Annotated in this window: 17 protein-coding genes and 1 other RNA gene; 5 read left to right on the forward strand and 13 right to left on the reverse strand. The window is 69.6% G+C overall.

Annotated elements, in window-relative coordinates; genetic code table 11:
• The 8 genes from ACKOQ4_RS01535 to cobC all read right to left on the reverse strand — a co-directional run.
• Nucleotides 1-2,792 (reverse strand): Calx-beta domain-containing protein (locus ACKOQ4_RS01535; protein ID WP_526288141.1); only part of this gene is annotated, 2,792 nt, incomplete at its 3' end.
• A gap of 842 nt (nucleotides 2,793-3,634) precedes the next feature.
• An RNA gene (rnpB, locus tag ACKOQ4_RS01540) (RNase P RNA component class A) lies at nucleotides 3,635-4,034 on the reverse strand.
• Nucleotides 4,035-4,089: 55 nt separating this feature from the next.
• Complete coding sequence (locus ACKOQ4_RS01545) at nucleotides 4,090-5,082, reverse strand: class I SAM-dependent methyltransferase (RefSeq protein ID WP_526288171.1); 993 nt, start codon at nucleotides 5,080-5,082, stop codon at nucleotides 4,090-4,092.
• A 100-nt stretch (nucleotides 5,083-5,182) separates the two neighbouring features.
• A complete protein-coding gene (locus tag ACKOQ4_RS01550; RefSeq protein WP_526288143.1) occupies nucleotides 5,183-5,824 on the reverse strand; it encodes an SAM-dependent methyltransferase in 642 nt (213 codons plus the stop codon).
• A 12-nt stretch (nucleotides 5,825-5,836) separates the two neighbouring features.
• Nucleotides 5,837-6,958 (reverse strand): bifunctional RNase H/acid phosphatase, encoded by a 1,122-nt coding sequence (locus ACKOQ4_RS01555; protein WP_526288173.1) that lies wholly within the window; start codon nucleotides 6,956-6,958, stop codon nucleotides 5,837-5,839.
• A 23-nt stretch (nucleotides 6,959-6,981) separates the two neighbouring features.
• Complete coding sequence (locus tag ACKOQ4_RS01560; RefSeq protein ID WP_526288145.1) at nucleotides 6,982-7,725, reverse strand: zinc ribbon domain-containing protein; 744 nt, start codon at nucleotides 7,723-7,725, stop codon at nucleotides 6,982-6,984.
• Between the two features lie 25 nt (nucleotides 7,726-7,750).
• Nucleotides 7,751-8,914: a Nif3-like dinuclear metal center hexameric protein gene (locus ACKOQ4_RS01565; protein WP_526288147.1), complete on the reverse strand. Its 1,164-nt coding sequence runs from the start codon at nucleotides 8,912-8,914 to the stop codon at nucleotides 7,751-7,753.
• Nucleotides 8,911-9,936 (reverse strand): Rv2231c family histidinol phosphate aminotransferase CobC, encoded by a 1,026-nt coding sequence (cobC, locus tag ACKOQ4_RS01570; protein ID WP_526288149.1) that lies wholly within the window; start codon nucleotides 9,934-9,936, stop codon nucleotides 8,911-8,913. The genes ACKOQ4_RS01565 and cobC overlap by 4 nt, the downstream gene beginning before the upstream one ends.
• A gap of 83 nt (nucleotides 9,937-10,019) precedes the next feature.
• On the opposite strand from cobC, the gene ACKOQ4_RS01575 reads away from it, so the two are divergent.
• From ACKOQ4_RS01575 to ACKOQ4_RS01585, 3 genes are read left to right on the forward strand one after another with little or no spacing between them, the layout of a single operon-like run.
• Nucleotides 10,020-10,673 carry an HAD hydrolase-like protein gene (locus tag ACKOQ4_RS01575; RefSeq protein ID WP_526288151.1) on the forward strand — a complete coding sequence of 218 codons (654 nt, stop codon included), beginning with the start codon at nucleotides 10,020-10,022 and terminating at the stop codon, nucleotides 10,671-10,673.
• On the forward strand, nucleotides 10,666-11,151 hold the full coding sequence (locus ACKOQ4_RS01580) for a low molecular weight protein-tyrosine-phosphatase (protein WP_526288153.1): 486 nt from the start codon (nucleotides 10,666-10,668) through the stop codon (nucleotides 11,149-11,151). Before ACKOQ4_RS01575 ends, ACKOQ4_RS01580 begins: the two co-directional genes overlap by 8 nt.
• Nucleotides 11,148-11,972 (forward strand): SURF1 family cytochrome oxidase biogenesis protein, encoded by an 825-nt coding sequence (locus ACKOQ4_RS01585; protein WP_526288155.1) that lies wholly within the window; start codon nucleotides 11,148-11,150, stop codon nucleotides 11,970-11,972. Before ACKOQ4_RS01580 ends, ACKOQ4_RS01585 begins: the two co-directional genes overlap by 4 nt.
• On the opposite strand, the gene ACKOQ4_RS01590 is transcribed toward ACKOQ4_RS01585, so the two are convergent.
• Entirely contained in the window at nucleotides 11,926-12,888 is a 963-nt protein-coding gene (locus ACKOQ4_RS01590) for a cobalamin biosynthesis protein (RefSeq protein ID WP_526288157.1), read from the reverse strand. The two genes, ACKOQ4_RS01585 and ACKOQ4_RS01590, sit on opposite strands and share 47 nt — an antisense overlap.
• A gap of 32 nt (nucleotides 12,889-12,920) precedes the next feature.
• On the opposite strand from ACKOQ4_RS01590, the gene ACKOQ4_RS01595 reads away from it, so the two are divergent.
• Nucleotides 12,921-13,703: a sulfite exporter TauE/SafE family protein gene (locus tag ACKOQ4_RS01595; RefSeq protein WP_526288159.1), complete on the forward strand. Its 783-nt coding sequence runs from the start codon at nucleotides 12,921-12,923 to the stop codon at nucleotides 13,701-13,703.
• Nucleotides 13,704-13,712: 9 nt separating this feature from the next.
• On the opposite strand, the gene ACKOQ4_RS01600 is transcribed toward ACKOQ4_RS01595, so the two are convergent.
• Nucleotides 13,713-14,321 carry a cysteine dioxygenase family protein gene (locus ACKOQ4_RS01600; protein WP_526288161.1) on the reverse strand — a complete coding sequence of 203 codons (609 nt, stop codon included), beginning with the start codon at nucleotides 14,319-14,321 and terminating at the stop codon, nucleotides 13,713-13,715.
• Nucleotides 14,322-14,448: 127 nt separating this feature from the next.
• Between ACKOQ4_RS01600 and ACKOQ4_RS01605 the strand changes: the two genes are divergently transcribed.
• Nucleotides 14,449-14,778 carry a helix-turn-helix transcriptional regulator gene (locus ACKOQ4_RS01605; protein ID WP_526288163.1) on the forward strand — a complete coding sequence of 110 codons (330 nt, stop codon included), beginning with the start codon at nucleotides 14,449-14,451 and terminating at the stop codon, nucleotides 14,776-14,778.
• Here the strand turns inward: ACKOQ4_RS01605 and purU are convergent.
• The 3 genes from purU to ACKOQ4_RS01620 all read right to left on the reverse strand — a co-directional run bounded on the left by purU (nucleotide 14,760) and on the right by ACKOQ4_RS01620 (nucleotide 17,165).
• Nucleotides 14,760-15,662: a formyltetrahydrofolate deformylase gene (gene purU, locus ACKOQ4_RS01610; RefSeq protein WP_526288165.1), complete on the reverse strand. Its 903-nt coding sequence runs from the start codon at nucleotides 15,660-15,662 to the stop codon at nucleotides 14,760-14,762. The genes ACKOQ4_RS01605 and purU overlap by 19 nt on opposite strands.
• Nucleotides 15,659-16,270, reverse strand: a complete 612-nt coding sequence (locus ACKOQ4_RS01615; protein WP_526288167.1) for a phosphatase PAP2 family protein — start codon at nucleotides 16,268-16,270, stop codon at nucleotides 15,659-15,661. Before ACKOQ4_RS01615 ends, purU begins: the two co-directional genes overlap by 4 nt.
• Nucleotides 16,271-16,463: 193 nt before the next feature.
• Nucleotides 16,464-17,165: a Calx-beta domain-containing protein gene (locus tag ACKOQ4_RS01620; protein WP_526288169.1), complete on the reverse strand. Its 702-nt coding sequence runs from the start codon at nucleotides 17,163-17,165 to the stop codon at nucleotides 16,464-16,466.
• Nucleotides 17,166-17,376: the final 211 nt, after the last annotated feature.

The raw sequence follows: 17,376 nt of genomic DNA on the forward strand, positions 1-17,376 counted from the left end.
GCCGTGCCATAACCCACCGTGACCGTGCTCAGCGCCGGCTGGGACAACGACACCGCGAACTGCGCCGCCGTGGTCCCGGAGTTGCCCTCGGACACCGTCAGACTCACCGGCGAGATCGACACCACCGCCGAATCATCATTGGCAATCGTCGCCGTCGCCGTCGTGTCGACGCCCAGCACCGCACCCGACGGCGAGGCCAGACTCAACAAGAAGGTCTCACCGGCCTCCACCACCCCATCCCCGAGCACATCCACCGCGATCGACTTCGAGGTCTCACCGGCCGCGAAACTCAGCGTGCCCGCCGCGGCGGTGTAATCCACCCCCGCCGTCGCAGTCCCGTTCGCCGTGCCATAACCCACCGTGACCGTGCTCAACGCCGGCTGCGACAACGACACCGTGAACTGCGCCGCCGTAGTGCCCGAATTGCCCTCCGTCACGTTCAGACTCACCGGCGAGATCGACACCACCGCCGAATCATCATTGACAATCGTCGCCGTCGCCGTCGTGGCGCCCAGGAAAGCCCCCGCCGCAGACGTCAGCGTGACGGTGAAGGTCTCATCGGCCTCCACCACACCGTCACCGAGCACCGGCACACTGACCAACTTCGAGGTCTCCCCAGCCGCAAACAGCAACGTGCCTGCCGCGGTGGTGTAATCCACCCCCGCCGTAGCGGTGCCGTTGGCGGTGCCGTATCCCACCGTGACCGTCGTCAGCGCCGACTGGGACAACGACACCGCGAACTGCGCCGACGTGATCCCGGAGTTGCCCTCGGTGACAGTCAGACTCGCCGGCGAGATCGACACCACCGCCGAATCATCGTTGACGATCGTCGCCGTCGCCGTCGTGTCGACGCCCAGCACCGCACCCGACGGCGAGGCCAGACTCAACAAGAAGGTCTCACCGGCCTCCACCACACCATCACCGAGCACATCCACCGCGATCGACTTCGAGGTCTCCCCCGCAGCAAACGTCAGGGTGCCCGACATCGCGGTGTAATCCACGCCCGCGGTCGCGGTGCCGTCCGCCGTTGCGTACCCCACCGTCACCGGGGCCACCGTCGGCTGCGACAACGACACCGTGAAATTCGCACCAGTGGTACCCGAATCACCCTCCACCACAATGAGACTCAGCGGCGAGAGGGACACCACCGCCGAATCGTCGTTGACGATGGTGACCGTCGCGGCATAGACCGCTCCCAGTGCCGCCCCTGACGGCGAGGCCAGACTCAACGAGAAGGTCTCGTCGGCCTCCACCACACCATCACCGAGCACGTCCACCGTGATCGACTTCGAGGTCTCCCCCGCAGCGAACGTCAACGCCCCCGACACCGCGGTGTAATCCTGACCGGCGACCGCGGTGCCGTTGTCGGTGCCGTACCCCACCGTCACCTCCGACGCCGACGCCTGGGTCAGCGATACCGTGAACTGCGCAGTCGCAGTGCCCGAAACACCCTCGGCCACACTGACACTCGCCGGGGAGATCGACACCGATGGGCCCGTCGGGCCGAACAGGCCTCCCAGGTTCAGCCGGCCCCCGGTGACGGTTTTGCCGGCCAGCGAGGGGGTGGGCGTCGCGTTGTCCAGGATCGCCGCGCGCAGTTCCGCCGCCGTCATGTCCGGGTGCTGGGACGCGTAGAGGGCGACCGCACCGGTCACGTGCGGCGTGGCCATCGACGTGCCGCTGTAGTAGCCGTAGGAGTCAGTGGGCAGGGTACTGACGACGGACGAGCCTGGGGCGCCGATATCGACGGTTGTGGCTCCGTAGTCCGAAAACGAGGATAGGGCCCCCGATGAAGTGATGGACGCTACGGCGACGACGGATTCGTAGGACGCCGCGGACTCGGTCGCCGTAGCTGTCAGCGAGCTGTAGGCGCTTGGGTAGAAGGCGGTCACGTCGTTGTCGGAGCTGTTGTTTCCTGCCGCCGCGACAAACAGGATGTCGGCCTTGGCCGCCCGGAGAATCGCGCTGTGCAGCGCGGAGCTGTAGCCGCCACCTCCCCACGAGTTGTTCACCGCGACCAGGTCGATGCCGTAGCGCGTCTTCAGGTCGGTGAGGTAGTCGAGGGCCTTAACCGCATCGAAGGTGTAGCCGCCACTCGGGCCGAGGAACTTGGCAGGAATGAGCGTGGTGTTCCAGGTGACGCCGGCGACGCCGGTTCCGTTGCCGCCGACAGCGGCGATGGTGCCCGCGACGTGGGTGCCGTGATCGTCTTCGTCGCCGTCGTAGACCGAGTTGTCCTCGTAGTAGAAGTCCCAGCCGTGGATGTCGTCGACGTAGCCATTGCCGTCGTTGTCGATCCCGTCGTCGGCGATCTCGCCGGGGTTGGTCCAGATGTTGGCCGCGAGGTCGGGATGGGTGATCTGGATACCCTCGTCGATGACTCCGACGTACACCGAAGCCGAACCGGTTGCGCCCTGGGCCCATGCCTCTTCCGCGGCGATGCCGTACTGGTTGGTGGTGCCCGCCGGGCCGTAGTCGACCGGGGTGTCACTGCTGTTCACGCCCCACAGTGATCCACTGACGTAGTAGGGATCGTTCGAGACCGAATCCGCCGATATCCACGCGTTGGGCTCGACGAAGGCCACCACCCGGCTCCTGGACAGGGCCCGCAGGGCGGCTTCGGTCCCACCGGGAACTTCAAGGCGGTAGATGACACCCTGGCCGGTCTGCAGCATCTGCTCGGTGCCCACCCGGTCCAAAACAGTCGCGCCGGCCACCGTGAGCGTCAGCCAGCGGGCGATGGGGCCGGCGCTCGGCGTCCAGGCCAGCAGGACCTCGTCGGGTGCGTACATCGGTGGCTGCGGTTCACCAGTGCCGGGAGCGGCTGCGACGCTGGCTGTCGAAGCAGTTGTCGACGTACCGCGGCGCGTCCGCCCGAACTCGCCTCGCGAGACCGCCAGCACGCTCCACTCCAGCGGGGAGGCGGGGTTCGACCCCAGCAGACGCGCCGCGATGGATGCGGCAATCCCGCGAGCGGCGCCCGACCGCACGGCCGCCGCGGGGGCTTTGGACGCCGCGGGGGCTTTCCGGGCCGTGGACGCCGCCTGCCGCGCAGCCGAAATCGGCCTCACGGCGCCCATCGGCAGCGTGGGTGTGACGGCGGCCGTGGCGCGTGCCGGCGTCGCACCGTCAAGCAGTCGCGGCACATCCACCACGGCAGTCGCCGCGGCAGTCGGTAGCGCAGGCCGCAGGGTCCGAGAGGCTTGCGCCGGCGCAAGTCCCCGGGAAGCGGAGGCCTGTTTCTTCGACGTGTCAGTTACGCGCGGGCGCCTCAATTGCGGCTGGGGACGATCGCCCGCCGGCATTCCGGGGTCTTCCGGCGTGGTCGACGGGGGGGCCTGGCCGGACCGACGCCTCGGACCGGATTGGGACCGTCCAGGGCGGGCCGGGTCAGCGCGTTCGACGGACGTCGAGTCTGCCCTGGGATCGGAGCCGGAGTCCGATGGTGCCGCCCAGGCCGTCCCGGCGGCGCCGACTGAGAGTTCGATGCCCAGCGCGAACGCGAGGGCGGCAACCCGACCTGCATTTTCCGACGCCCGCATCTCGGTACCCCGCCCTGTTCTCAGCCTGCGCTTAGCGTAGTACCGCGAGGCGGCTCTGCCCAAAATATCCCGATCGTCTATTAGTGGCGGGGCGGACGAGCTGGCCTGTAAGCCGGATTCTGTTCCGCTACGCGAGCGCAGCGGTGGCGACCATCCATCTGCGACACCCGTCGCCGGGTGCCTGGTGCGGCCTACCCGCAGGCTCGGGCGAGCAGCCCTCGGGCACCTGCGCAGCCGAACCTTACGGTTCGGCCTCTTGGCCTTGCTTCGGGTGGGGTTTACCGAGCCACCCCGGTCACCCGGGATGCTGGTGCGCTCTTACCGCACCGTTTCACCCTTACCGCCGGCCCCGGAGAGCCGGCGGCGGTCTGTTCTCTGTGGCACTGTCCCGCGAGTCACCTCGGATTGCCGTTAGCAATCACCCTGCTCTGTGAAGTCCGGACTTTCCTCGACCCGCCGTCGCCGGCGGCCCGCGGCCGCCCGGCCAACTCGTCCGCAGCTATCAACGTACTGCGCGGGCCCGGTCTTCCGCGAGGGCGGGGGCGGTTCAGTCCGCCTTGCGGAACACCAGCCAGCGCATTTCGATCGGCGCCTCGTCCCGGGGCAGATCGAAAACGTCCTGACCACTGACCCAGCCCTCGTACCAGCTGGTGGGCGGCCAGCCCTCGGCCGGCAGATTGGCCTTCTCGTAGTCGTACACCGAGTCGTCGGCGATCTGGTCCAGTGCCGCCGCCGCTGCCGCGGCCGCCACCTCTGAGGTGGTGAAAATGGTGGTGTAGCACTGCTGGCCGAGTTCGCGGACGCCGCCGTCGGGGCTGTACCCGGGTTTGGCGAGAAAAACGTTGAAAACCAGCTTGCCGCCCGGCGCCAGGCAGTTGGCGGCAAGTTCGAAAACCCTGCGCAACTGCTCGACGTTACGGAAGTCCGACACCACTTCCGACAGCAGGATCAGCCGGTAGTCGCGCCGCAGGTCCTCCTGGTCGGTGGCGAAAACGTCGCGCTGAACGACCCGGACGTTCAGCGACTGCGCCTGCGCCTCGGTGCGAATGATGTCGGCGAACTTCTCGGTCATCTCGACCGCGTCGACCGGGTGGCCGCGCCGAGCCAGCGCCAGGCAGTTGCGCCCGGTTCCGGCGCCGATGTCCAGCACGGGGAAGGTCGCAGGATCCGACGTCTCGCCGGCCAGCGCCCACACCCTCGCATCGGGTTCGGTGCCGAACAGGGGCGGTTCCCGGGTGGCGACCCAGTTGTTGTAGGCGCCCTCGACGGTGTTCCACTGAATCTCGACGTTGTAGCTCGCCGTGAGGCCGTACGGGGATTCGTAGCTGATCACGATCTCCGAGCGCGGCGAGGCCGAGTACGCCTCGGCGAGTTGCCGACGGAGCACGCCTCGCAGGTGGTCCAAGTCCTCCTCGCTGTACCGGACCCCCAAAGCCAGAAACGTCTCGTTGCACACGGAGACGAAGTCCTCGAGCATCCCGGGGACGGCGGGCAGCGTGATCTGGCCCTTGGCGGTCGTGCGGCGCAGCAGACGTCGCATCAGGGCTGTGTGCAGGTCGGTTTCGGAGGATCCGGGGGTCGGGCTGTCCACCCGGTACTCCTTACGCGAAAGCCGAGACCCGCGCAACTTCTGCGTTGATTCAGGGCCGTCCGCCCGGCGCAGCAGGTCGACGACGCAGCAGGATGACGTTGTCGACCAGAGTGACCTCAACGCCGTCCGGTCCGGTCGCGGCCCGCTCGACGGCCCTCAGCTGCTGGCGCCAGTCGGCACGATCCAGTGCGAGGCCCGCGACCACCTCCTCGGGCCCGGGGAACTCGTGGCCGCGCATCTTCTCCGCCCACGGCGGGGCACCCGCGTGGTCGACGATCAGCAGCGCGCCGCCCGGAGCGACCGCCGCGGCGGCACGACGCAGGATGTCGGCGCGGTCCATCTCGACGGTGCTGTGCAGAAACTGCGCCGACACCAGGTCGAAAGACCCGGCGGGAAAACCGGCGGTCAGGTCTTGCTGCTGGAAGTCGATCCGGTCGGCCACGCCACGGGATTCCGCGGCTGCCCGGGCCCGGTCCAACGCGGTGGCTGAGACATCGACGCCGACGACGGTCCATCCACGCTCGGCCAGCCAGATCGCGTCACCGCCCTCCCCGCAGCCCAGATCCAGGACCCGGCCCCCGGTCAGGCCGGCAGCGGTCGCGGCGAGTTGGGAGTTGACCCGCCCGCTCCACACCTGCGGCCGGGCAGCGTAGTGCTCCTCCCAGACGGCCTGGTGTTTGTCGTCCGGCATGGTCTCTCGCCTTCAGCCGCGCAGGTAGGACGTGTCATTGACCAGTCGCACCGACGCACCGCCGTCGGGAAAGAACTCAGCGATGCTCAGTGAGGCCAGGTCCAGGTGCAGCCGGTGCAGCACAGACGCCCCGGCGTCCAGCGCCAGTCTCAGCAGGGTCTTGATCGGGGTGACGTGGGAGACCACCAGCACGGTGGACCCGCCGTGTTCGGCGATGAGCCGGTCACGCACGCGCCGCACACGGTCGGCCACGTCGTCGAAGCTCTCCCCGCCCGGCGCCTGTAGCCCGGTATCGCGCAGCCACCGGCCGTGAACCTCCGGATGACGCTCGGCCGCCTCGAGGAAGGTCAGACCCTCCCAATCCCCGAAGTCGGTCTCGATCAGGTCGTCGTCGACCACCACCGTCAGCCCCAGGGCGTCCGCAGCCGCCTTGGCGGTGTCGTGGGCCCGCGACAGCGGCGAGCTGAGGACTGCGGAGATGCCCCCCTTCGAGGCCAGATAGCGCGCCGCGTCCTCGGCCTGGCGCCGGCCGACGGCGGTGAGGTCCGGGTTGCCGCGACCGGAGTAACGCCGCTGCCGGGACAATTCGGTCTGTCCGTGCCGCAACAGCAGCATCCGGGTGGGAGACCCCCGGTTTCCGGTCCACGCCGACGGCGGCACCGCCACGGCGCTCGGCGGCGGGTCGGCGGCGATCTTCGTCGGCTCGGGCGGTTCCCAGCCCCCCTCGCTCGGGCCGGCGCCGTCCATCGCCTCGTTGGCCAGCCGGTCGGCGTGCTTGTTCTGTTCCCGCGGTATCCACGCGAACCGCGCGGCTGCGAAGGTCGACGCCAAAGCCCTGGCCTGCTGGTGCAATTCGGCCAGACCGGGATGCTTGACCTTCCACCGTCCGCTCATCTGCTCGACCACGAGCTTGGAGTCCATCCGCACATCGACCTCATCGGCGCCCAGCCGGCGGGCCTCCTCCAGCCCGGCGATGAGTCCCCGGTACTCGGCGACGTTGTTGGTCGTGACCCCGATCGGTTGCCGGTGCTCGGCGAGCACGGTTGCATGATCGTCGGACCAGACCACACAACCGAATCCGGCCGGACCCGGGTTACCGCGAGAGCCGCCGTCGGCCTCGACGATCACCTTCATCGCGGCTGGTCCACCGTCCGGGTTCACTGCCCGGATTCTTTGAGCCGCAACAGGATCGCCCGGCACTCGGGGCAGCGCAGCACGTCGTCGTCAGCCGCCGCCGAGATCCGCGCCAGCTCGCCCCGGTCGAGTTCGATCCGACAGGCCCCGCAGCGCCGGCCCAGCAGCCGGCCGGCTCCGATACCCGACGCGGAGCGTTGCCGTTCATAGAGCTCCAGCAGTTCCCCGTCGAGCCCGGCGGCCACCCCGGCACGCCGGGTGGCGGTGTCCGTGCGGCTCTGCTCGACCGAACCGAGCGCGGCGTCCCGGTCGGTGCGGGCGGTGGCCAAATCGCCCTCGATGGTGTCCAGCGCCGCCTTTTCGCGGGCCTGATCGGCGGCCATCTGCTCACGACGCTCCATCAGCTCCAGCAGGGTGTCCTCCAGGTTCGCCTGGCGGCGCTCCAAAGTGCCGAGTTCGTGCTGGAGTTCGGAAAGCTGCTTGGAGTCGGTGAGGCTGCCGGAGTCGAGCAGCCTCCGGTCCCGGTCCTCGCGCTGTCGCACCGCGTCCACTTCGGACTCCAGCTTGGCGATCTGGGCATCAAGGTCCTCCAGCCCGAGTTCGACGACGGCGAGCCGGTCTGCGGTCGCCCGCTGCTCGGTCTGGAGTTCCTCGAGTCTTTGCTGCTCTGGAAGGTGGGCGGCCTTGTGCCCCTGACGGGTGAGTTCGGCGTCCAACTCGGCGAGATCGAACAGTGCGCGTTGCTGTGCCACTTCAGCTTTCATCATCAGCTTTCATCATCAGCTCTCATCATCAGCTCTCATCATCAGCTTCATCCTCAGCTTCATCATCACTCTCGGGGTGCTCGATGTTCCACGGGTCGGTGCGCAGCGGGCTGACCGTGATGACGAGGTGGTCTCCGAACTCGGATCGCAGTAGTTCGGCGGCCTGGTTGCACCACGGATACTCGCTGGCCCAGTGCGCGACGTCGATGAGTCCGACGTCGCTGATCCGGCGATGCTCGTCGGCGGGATGGTGGCGAAGGTCCGCGGTGAGGTAAGCCTGCACCCCGGCGGCCCGGGCCGCGGTCAGCAGCGAGTCCCCGGCCCCGCCGCAGACCGCCACCCTGTCCACCGGCGAGTCCGGGTTACCCGCGGCGCGGATGCCCCAACTGGTCTGCGGCAGTGACGAATTCACCCGCGCGACGAAGTCCGCGAATCGCTGCGGACCGGGCAGCCTGGCGACCCGGCCGATACCCACCCCGGCCGGCAGCGGCGCGAGGCCGAAGACGTCGAAGGCGGGCTCTTCGTAGGGATGGGCGGCACGCATGGCCGCCAGGATCTGGCCGCGCAGCTGCATCGGTGCGATCACCTCGATGCGATCCTCGACCACCTGTTCCACCGCGCCGACGGTCCCGACGGCCGGCGAGGCCTCCGCCCCGGGCAGGAACTGTCCGGTGCCCGTCACAGACCAGCTGCAGTTCGAGTAGTCGCCGATGTGACCGGCCCCGGCGGCGAACACCGCCGCTCGCACGGCCCGCGCGTCCGCGGTGGGCACGAAGATCACCCACTTGTCCAGAGCCGGGCCGTCGGGGGCGGGGTCGAGCACACCCTCGACCTCGAGTCCCAACGCCGCCGCCAGTGCGTCGGAGACCCCGGGACGGGCGGCGTCGGCGTTGGTGTGGGCGGTGAAAAGCGCCGACCCGTCGCGGATCAGCCGGTGGATCAGCGACCCCTTGGGAGTGCTGGCCGCGACGGTGTCCACACCGCGCAGCAGCAGCGGGTGGTGCGCCAGCAGCAGCCCGCGCGTGCCCACGGAGCCGGCCACCGCCGCGGTGGCGTCTACGGCGACCGTCACCGATTCCACCGGATCGCCGGGGTCACCGCAGACCAGTCCGACCGAGTCCCAGTCGTGCGCCAGCCCAGGCGGATAGGCCGCGTCGAGCACTGCGATGACATCGGCCAGGCGTGCGCTCACCGCAGCGCCTCCCCGATCGCGCGCACCAGCAGCGGCCATTCCGGGCGCACCGCGGCTCGCAGGAAGCCATCTCCCAGGCCGACGAAGGTGTCGCAGCGCCGGACCGCAATGCCACTGGCCCTCAACCGCTTCCGCACCAGTTCGGCGTCCGGCACACCGAACAGCACAAACGGTGCCCTGCCGGATATCACCTCCAGCCCGAGCCCGCACAGCCCCTCAGCCATCTCGTCGCGCAGCGCGGCCAGTCGCTGAGCGCTTGCGCGTGCTTCGGCCACGGCAGCCTCCGTGCTGCACGCCGCGATCGCCTCCAGCTGCAGCGTGCCCAGCGGCCAGTGCGGCCGGACCGCCGCCAGCCGGGTCAGCACCTGCGGGTCGCCCAGGGCGTAGCCCACTCGCAGTCCGGCCAGCGCCCAGGTCTTGGTCAGACTCCGCAGCACCAGCACCCCGGGGACGTCCCGGCCGGCCAAAGACTCCGGCTCGCCGTCCACGGCGTCGGCGAAGGCCTCATCGACCACCACCAGCCGGCCCGGACCGCGCAGGGCGAGCACCGACTCCCTCGAGTGAAGCACCCCTGTCGGATTGGTCGGATTACCGACCACCACCAGGTCGGCCTCCGCGGGCACCTCCGCACCGGCCAGGGCGAACGGCGCCGCAACCACCACCTGCCGCACCGGCACACCGGCCGCGGCCAGGACCACCTCCGGCTCGGTGAACGACGGCGCGATCAGAGCGGCCAGTCGGGGACGCAGTGCGGGCAGCAGGGCGAACCCCTCCGACCCGCCGGCCAGCAGCAGCACCCGGTCCTCGGACACTCCGTGCCGACGGGCGACCGCGGTGAGCGCGGCGGAGTGGTCGGCAGCCCCCGGATAACCGGCCAGGTCGGGCAGCCGGGCGGCCAGCCGCTGCTGCAGCCACGCCGGCGGCTGAGCGTGCCGGACGTTGACGGCGAAGTCCAGCATGCCCGGCTCGACGGCCTCGTCGCCGTGATAGCGCGAACCCGGGCGCACAGCGTGACTTCTCACCAGATGCACAGTAGTCGGGCTGCCAGGCCCCCAGCCGACGATGCGGGCGCGCAGCTGCCGCGGCGGCGCGGGACAATGAGTGCGTGAGCGCACCGGCATCCCGCAGACCCGAGTTGGTGATCTTCGACCTGGACGGCACGCTGACGGACTCGGCCCGCGGCGTCGTCGCCAGCTTCACCCACGCCCTCACCTGCGTGGGCGCCGCGGTTCCCGACGGCGATCTGGCCACCCGGGTGGTGGGGCCGCCGATGCAGCACACCTTGGCCGGTCTGGGCCTGGGCGACCGCGCCGACGACGCGCTGGCGGCCTACCGTGACGACTACACCCGCCGGGGCTGGGCGATGAACACCATGTTCGACGGAGTCGGCGGGCTGCTCGCCGACCTGCGGGCAGGCGGTGTGCGACTCGCGGTGGCGACCTCCAAGGCCGAACCAATAGCCCGGCGGATCCTCGAGCACTTCGGCATCGACGGCCATTTCGAGGTGATCGCGGGCGCCACCACGGATGGAACCCGCGCCACCAAGGCCGACGTGCTGGCGTATGCGCTGTCCCAGCTGGAGCCGTTGCCACAGCGGGTCCTGATGGTCGGCGACCGCGCCCACGACGTCGAGGGCGCCGCGGTGCACGGTATCGCCACCGTGGTGGTGGGCTGGGGCTACGGTCGCGATGATGCCACCGGCGCCGCAGCCGCCCATGTGGCGACTGTCGAGGAACTCCGGGAGGTGCTGGGTGTCTGAAGACCGGCTGCACGTGACGTTCGTGTGCTCGGGCAACATCTGCCGCTCCCCGATGGCGGAGAAGATGTTCGCCCACCAGATCTCCGAGCGCGGCCTGGCCGGCCTGGTACGGGTCACCAGCGCCGGTACCGGCGGCTGGCATGCCGGTGATGGAGCCGATGCCCGAGCGGTGCGGGTGCTGGCCGAACGGGGCTACCCCACCGCACACCGCGCCGCGCAGGTCGACGACGACCACCTGTCCGCCGATCTGGTTGTGGCACTGGGACGCAATCACTTTCGGTTGCTCAGCGACTGGGGTGTCACTCCGGATCGACTGCGTATGCTTCGATCCTTCGACCCGCGCTCAGGTGCCCACGCCCTCGACGTCGAGGACCCGTATTACGGAGGCCACACCGACTTCGTGGAGACCTTCGAGGTCATCGAGGCGGCTCTGCCGGGCCTGCACTCCTGGGTCGACGAGCGGGTCGACAGCCCGTGAGGCGCCTATCGTTCCTGCTGCGCCCGGGCTGGATCGCCCTGGCGCTGGTGGTGGTGGCGTTCGCCTACCTGTGCCTGACCGTTCTGGCGCCCTGGCAGCTGGGGAAGAACACCAGGACCTCCCGGGAGAACCACCAGATCGAGTACTCGATGTCAGCCGAACCGGTCGCCGTGCAGACCCTGCTGCCACATCAGGATTCGTCGGCTCCCGACGCCCAGTGGCGGCGGGTCACCGCAACCGGTCACTATCTGGCCGACAAGCAGGTACTGGTCCGGCTCAGGGTGATCGGCGGTGCGCCGGCCTACGAGGTCCTCACCCCGTTCGCCGTCGACGGCGGGCCGACCGTACTGGTCAACCGCGGCTACGCGCACCCGGTCGAGGGCACCGCGGTGCCTCCGATCCAGGCGGCTCCGGCGGGACCGTTGAGCATCAACGCGCGGTTGCGCGACTCCCAGACCGCCCCCGGCGACGGCAAGGCACCGTTCACCGAGGCGGGCCACCTGCAGGTTTATGCGATCGACACCGCCCAGATCGCCGCGCTCACCGGGACTCGGCTCGCCGGCTCCTACCTGCAACTGGCGGACGGCCAGCCGGGCGGCCTCGAGACGCTGCCGCTGCCCCAACTCGACGCCGGCCCGTTCCTGTCCTACGGCATCCAGTGGATCGCATTCGGCATCCTGGCCCCGCTGGGCCTGGGCTACTTCGTCTTCTCCGAGCTTCGGGTGCGCCGCGCCGAGGCGGCCCGGCGCTCGCAGGCCGGCAGCGGCACCCCGCTCACCGTCGAGGACAAACTGGCCGAGCGCTACGGGCGGCAGCGCTGATCGCCGTCGCGGCGATGACCGCGACGGCCTGGACGATGCGCGAAAGAACCACCGCCCGGCGCAGGTCCGCCGCCGACGGATCCGGCCCGTCACCGAGGATTGGGCGGATCTCGAGCTGGAAGCGGTACTGGGTGGGCCCGCCCAGCCGCACGCCCAGCACGCCGGCGAACGCGGCCTCCGGTATGCCGGCGTTCGGGCTGGGATGACGGCCGGCGTCGCGCCACCACGTCCGCGCCGCGCGCGCCGGCGAACCGCCCACCAAACGCGCGGCGGAAACCGAGATCGCGCCGGTGATCCGGGCCGGCAGGTAGTTGGCGATATCGTCCAGTCGTGCTGCGGCCCAACCGAATCGGGCGTAGCGATCCGAACGGTTGCCGATCATGGCGTCCAAGGTGTTGACCCCCCGGTAGGCAAGCACACCCGGGGCCCCGGCCAGTGCCGCCCACAACACCGGAGCCACCGCGGCATCAGAGGTGTTCTCGGCCACCGATTCGCAGGCGGCACGCGCCAGACCGGTGAGGTCGAGCGCGGCGGGATCGCGACCACACAACGACGGCAGCACCGCGCGCGCGCCCTCCAGGTCGCCGTCGTCGATGCGGTCGGCCATCTGAGATCCGGTACGGGCCAGGGTGGTTCCACCCAGGGCCACCCAGGTGGCCGCCGCGGTCAGCGCGAACCTGGGTGCGCCCTGCAGACGGCGGTGCATCAGCCCACCGAGTCCGGCCAGACAACCCACCAGGACGCCGGTGTGGACGGCGCCGGCGATACGGCTGTCGCGGTAGGTGACCGACTCCAACGCGGCGGCGCAGCGGCCGAATCCCGCCACCGGGTGCCCGCGGCGCGGGTCGCCCAGCGCCAGATCGGTGAGAAAGCCGGCCAGGACACCGGCCGGGCCCGGCCACCAGAGCCCCGTCACAGACGGCAGCGTCTCACACTAGGGTTCTTGCGGTGTCGCTCGCCCACCTGGTTCTGATCGTGGTCGCCGGGTTCGCCGCCGGCGCGATCAACTCGGTGGTGGGCTCGGGCACGCTGATCACCTTCCCGACCCTGGTGGCCCTGGGGCTTCCCCCGGTGACCGCGACGATGTCCAACGCGGTCGGCATGGTGCCCGGCGGGGCGACCGGGACGTGGGGCTATCGGGGCGAACTCGCAGGGCAGTGGCCACGGCTGCGCTGGCAGATTCCCGCCCTGGTCGCCGGCGCCGCGATCGGCGCCTTCCTGCTGCTGCACCTGCCCGAGAAGGTCTTCATCAAGGTCGTACCGGCACTGTTGATCCTCGCCCTGGTGCTGGTCGTGCTGGGTCCGCGAATCCAGGCCTACGCCCGCCGGAGGGCAGAGGCCGCCGGGCGCCCGGTGGATCACGTCTCGACCCGGCGCATGGCGATCCTGTCCTTCGGCACCTTCCTCATCGGCATCTATGGCGGCTACTTCACCGCCGCGCAGGGCATCCTGCTGCTGGCCCTGATGGGCGCTCTGCTGCCCGAGGACCTGCAGCGGATGAACGCCGCCAAGAATCTGATGTCGCTGCTGATCAACGTCGTCGCCGCGGCCGGCTACGTGCTGGTGGCCTTCGGGCGGATCAACTGGACCGTCGCGGGCCTGATCGCCGTGGGATCGGCGCTGGGCGGCTGGGTCGGCGCCCGCTACGGCCGGCGGCTGTCCCCGACGGCACTTCGGGTCGTCATCGTCATCGTCGGACTGATCGGACTGGAACGGCTTCTGGCGCTCTGACGAGCGGGGTCAGCACGGTTCCGGCGCCGGCCGTCCCCAGAGATTCGGTGTCGCGGTGTTGTCGTACCCGGAGACGAAATCGACCAGCCTGCCGGCTTTTTCGTCGAGCTTATTGCGGTGCAGGGCACCGACGTTTCCGCCGTAGACGTGGATGCTGATCGATACGTCGTCGCTGGTGTTGGTGACCCGATGCCAGTCGCCGATCCTCGGGGACACCGCGTCGACCTCTCCGGGGCTCATCAGCGCGGTCTTTCCGGTGCCGACCGGTACCCCGTCGCGCAGTTCGTACTCCTCGCTGAGTTCACTGCCGCGCAGCATCCCGACCAGACCCCACACCGTGTGGTTGTGCACCGGGGTGCGCTGGCCGGGCCCCCAGACGAAGCTGACCATGCTGAACCGCTCCAGCGGGTCACAGTGCAGCAGGTACTGCGCGTAGCGGTCCGAACGCGCGGTCGCGTACGGCTCCTGCAGCCACGCGTCGTCGCTGACCAGCTCTGCCAGCAGCGCGCGACCGCGCTCCAGCACGGCGTCCTCGTCGGTGGTGGCGTCGACCACTTCGGTCAGGCCGCGCACGAAGCTGCGCAGGGGCGCTATCTGATCAGTTGCGGTGTCGGGCATATCGAGCTCCCCTCTCTTTGGTCGGTGGTGTTAGGTGCCGAGATTAGTCCCGTCATCGGCGCCTCAACCCCTTTACCGGGCAACAACTGTCAGACCCCCGCCGTAGGGTCGGTCGCGGGGAGGAAAAATGACAGAGACATGGCCGGAATACCTGCGGCGCATCGCCGCCGGGCAGACCCAGGCTCAGATCGCCGAGAGCATCGGTATCGCCCGGCTGTCGGTGTGCAACTGGCTCCAGGGCAAGACCCGGCCCAAACCGGAGACGGCCATTCTGGTGGCACGGGTGTACGAACGCTCACCGATCGAGGCGCTGCTGGCCGCGGCATACCTCGACCCGGCCGAGGTGCGGCTGCCCATCGAGACCAGGACCTCACCGCAGGACCTGCCGGCCGAGGAGGTCGCGGCCGAGGTGCGCCGCCGCCTGCTCGCTCTGGAGGCTCACAGCACGACGGTCTGATTTCCGACCCTGATGACGCGGTCCTCGCAGTGCCACAGCACCGCCCGGGAGAGCACGGCACGTTCCACGTCGGCGCCCAACCGCATCAGGTCCTCCACGGAATGCCGGTGGTCGACCCGAACCACGTCCTGCTCGATGATCGGACCCTCGTCGAGGTCCTCGGTCACGTAGTGCGCCGTGGCGCCGACGAGTTTGACGCCGCGCTCCTTGGCACGTCGGTACGCCGCGGCGCCGATGAATGCCGGCAGGAAGGAATGGTGGATGTTGATCAGCGGGCTGCTCAGGTCGGCGAGGAACGCCGGGCTGAGGATCTGCATATAGCGGGCCAGCACCACCAGGTCGACGTTGCCGCGCAGCAGGTCCAGTTGCCGCTGCTCGGCATCCGCCCGGATATCCCTGCCGGCCGGTATGTGGATGAATGGCACCCCGAACGGCCGCACCTGATCGGCGAGATCGGGGTGGTTGGCGATCACCATGACCACCGACATGTCCAGTTCTCCGCGGCGGTTGCGCCACAACAGGTCCAGCAGGCAGTGGTCCTCGGTGGACGCCATGATGGCCACCCGCTTGGGTTTGGCCGCTTCGGTCAGCCGGAAGTCGTTGCCGAACGGCTCGGCGACACGGTCGGCGAACTCGCGTTCCAGATCGGGGCGCGCCGCCGCCAGGCCCGGCAGGTGGAAAATGGTGCGCTGGATGAACGTGCCGCCGGTCTGCTGGGTGGAGTGCTGGTCCAGCGACACGATGTTGGCACCGGCACCGGCCAGGAAACCGGTCACCGCCGCCACCAGGCCCGGGCGGTCGGCGCACCGCACCAGCAGGCGGCCGATGTCTTGGACCGGAAGGGCCGGGTGGCCCGGCGGGAATCCGCCGTCGGCGCCCGTCATGCGACCCTCGGCGCCGAGTCGCCCAGGATCGCGGCCCCCAGTGCCAGGATCGACCCACCCAGAGCCATCCCGCCGATCACGTCGGTGAAGGTGTGCGCGCCGGTGTACAACGCCAACCCGGCGACGAACAGCACGCTGACTCCCACCAGCAGCGCCAGGACCGTCTTGACAGCTCGGCCTCGACCGGTGCCCAGGCACAGCGCGATCATGCCCAGCAGGGCCGCGCAGCCGGTCACGTGGCCGGACGGGTAGGAGTGCGGATATTCGACCAGCGGCTGGGTGGTGGCCGTGCGGCCGATGAGCGCCTTGAACGTCTGCTCGACGGCGACCCCGAGTCCGACCCCGCCGGCCACCAGCATGACGGGCTTGGCCGATCGGGCCCGGACCGACAGCAGCGAGCCCACCACGACCGCCACGCTCAGGACGTGGACGGGCCGGCCGAGGTAGGCGAAGACTCCCATCGCCTCCACGTCCCGGCGCCGCGTCCGGTGGGCGTCGAACCACTCGGCGACGGAGGTGTCGAGGTTCGTCAGCGCGTCGGTGTTGATCGCCGCAGCCCCCGCTGCCAAGACGGCGAACAGCCCGGCCGCGAGCAGGAGGAGCCCCACTCTGCCCCGAACGAACAGCGCAGCCCCGACGAGGATCGCGGCTGCGCAGAGGAGTAAAACCCATGTGCCGTTGATAGTCGGGCATTGTGCCAAAGCCGTCCGGGAACGCCGGCGCTGCCCCATCGGGGCTCTATGCCCCGTCAGGCCTCTGGCATGCCCCGTCAGGCGTGCCCGATCCTTCTGACTGCTCGGTCTAGACCCTGGTTCTCGGGGCGAGGTCATCGTCGGCGATGGTCGCCGTGGCCTTCGCGGTGCCGAGTTGCGCGCCTGTGGGCGACGACAGCGTGACCGCGAAGGTCTCGTCAGACTCCACCGCGGTATCCCCAAGCACACTCACGCTGAACAGTCGCGTCGTCTGACCCGGGGCGAAGGTGACTGTCCCGGTGGCCGCCGTGTAGTCCTGGCCTGCCGTCGCCGACCTCTTGTTGCCCGGGCTGTTACCCGGTGTGCTGCTAGTCGCGTATCTGACCGTGACCTGCGTCGGCGAGGCTGCGGACAACGACACTGCAAAGGCCGCCGGCGTCACCCCTGAGTTCCCCTCGACCACGGTCAGACTCACCGGACTGATCGACACCACCGGAAGGTCGTCGTTGACGATCGTCGCCGTGGCCGTCGCCACGGTCCCCAACCGGGCACCGGTCGGCTTGGACAAGCTCACCGTGAATGTCTCGTTGGGTTCGACAACCCTGTCCCCGGTCACATCAACGCTGATCTGCCGAGAGATCTGGCCGGCCGAGAACGTCACCGTCCCGGCGGCCGCCGTGTAGTCCTGGCCGGCTATGGCCGTCCCGTTGGCCGTCGCGAAGCTGACCGTGACCGGAACGGCGGACGGCGCCGACAGCGCCACGGTGAATTTCGCATTCCGCAGACCGGCGTCGCCTTCGGCGACACACACACAGACCCGACTGATCGACACCCCCCGCGGCGGCGGCACAAACTCGGTGAAGATAGGGACCCTCCCCCTCACCCCCGCACCCAACAGGGCCCCCGACGGCGCAGACAAACTCACCGTGAACCTCTCATCGGCCTCCACCGCGGTGTCGGGGACGGTGTCGTTCTCGGCGGGTCAGACCTCCCAGCTGGTGGGTGTGAGTGTTCTCGGGGAT

The organism is Mycobacterium sp., from assembly GCF_046095365.1.
Lineage (GTDB): Bacteria > Actinomycetota > Actinomycetes > Mycobacteriales > Mycobacteriaceae > Mycobacterium.

Coding starts and splice junctions, on each gene's coding strand:
- ACKOQ4_RS01550 (WP_526288143.1), bottom strand. CDS start 5,824: ATGCCGGACGACAAACACCAGGCCGTCTGGGAGGAGCACTACGCTGCC.
- ACKOQ4_RS01600 (WP_526288161.1), bottom strand. CDS start 14,321: ATGCCCGACACCGCAACTGATCAGATAGCGCCCCTGCGCAGCTTCGTG.
- purU (WP_526288165.1), bottom strand. CDS start 15,662: ATGACGGGCGCCGACGGCGGATTCCCGCCGGGCCACCCGGCCCTTCCG.
- ACKOQ4_RS01555 (WP_526288173.1), bottom strand. CDS start 6,958: ATGAAGGTGATCGTCGAGGCCGACGGCGGCTCTCGCGGTAACCCGGGT.
- ACKOQ4_RS01605 (WP_526288163.1), top strand. CDS start 14,449: ATGACAGAGACATGGCCGGAATACCTGCGGCGCATCGCCGCCGGGCAG.
- ACKOQ4_RS01560 (WP_526288145.1), bottom strand. CDS start 7,725: ATGATGAAAGCTGAAGTGGCACAGCAACGCGCACTGTTCGATCTCGCC.
- ACKOQ4_RS01545 (WP_526288171.1), bottom strand. CDS start 5,082: ATGCGACGTCTGCTGCGCCGCACGACCGCCAAGGGCCAGATCACGCTG.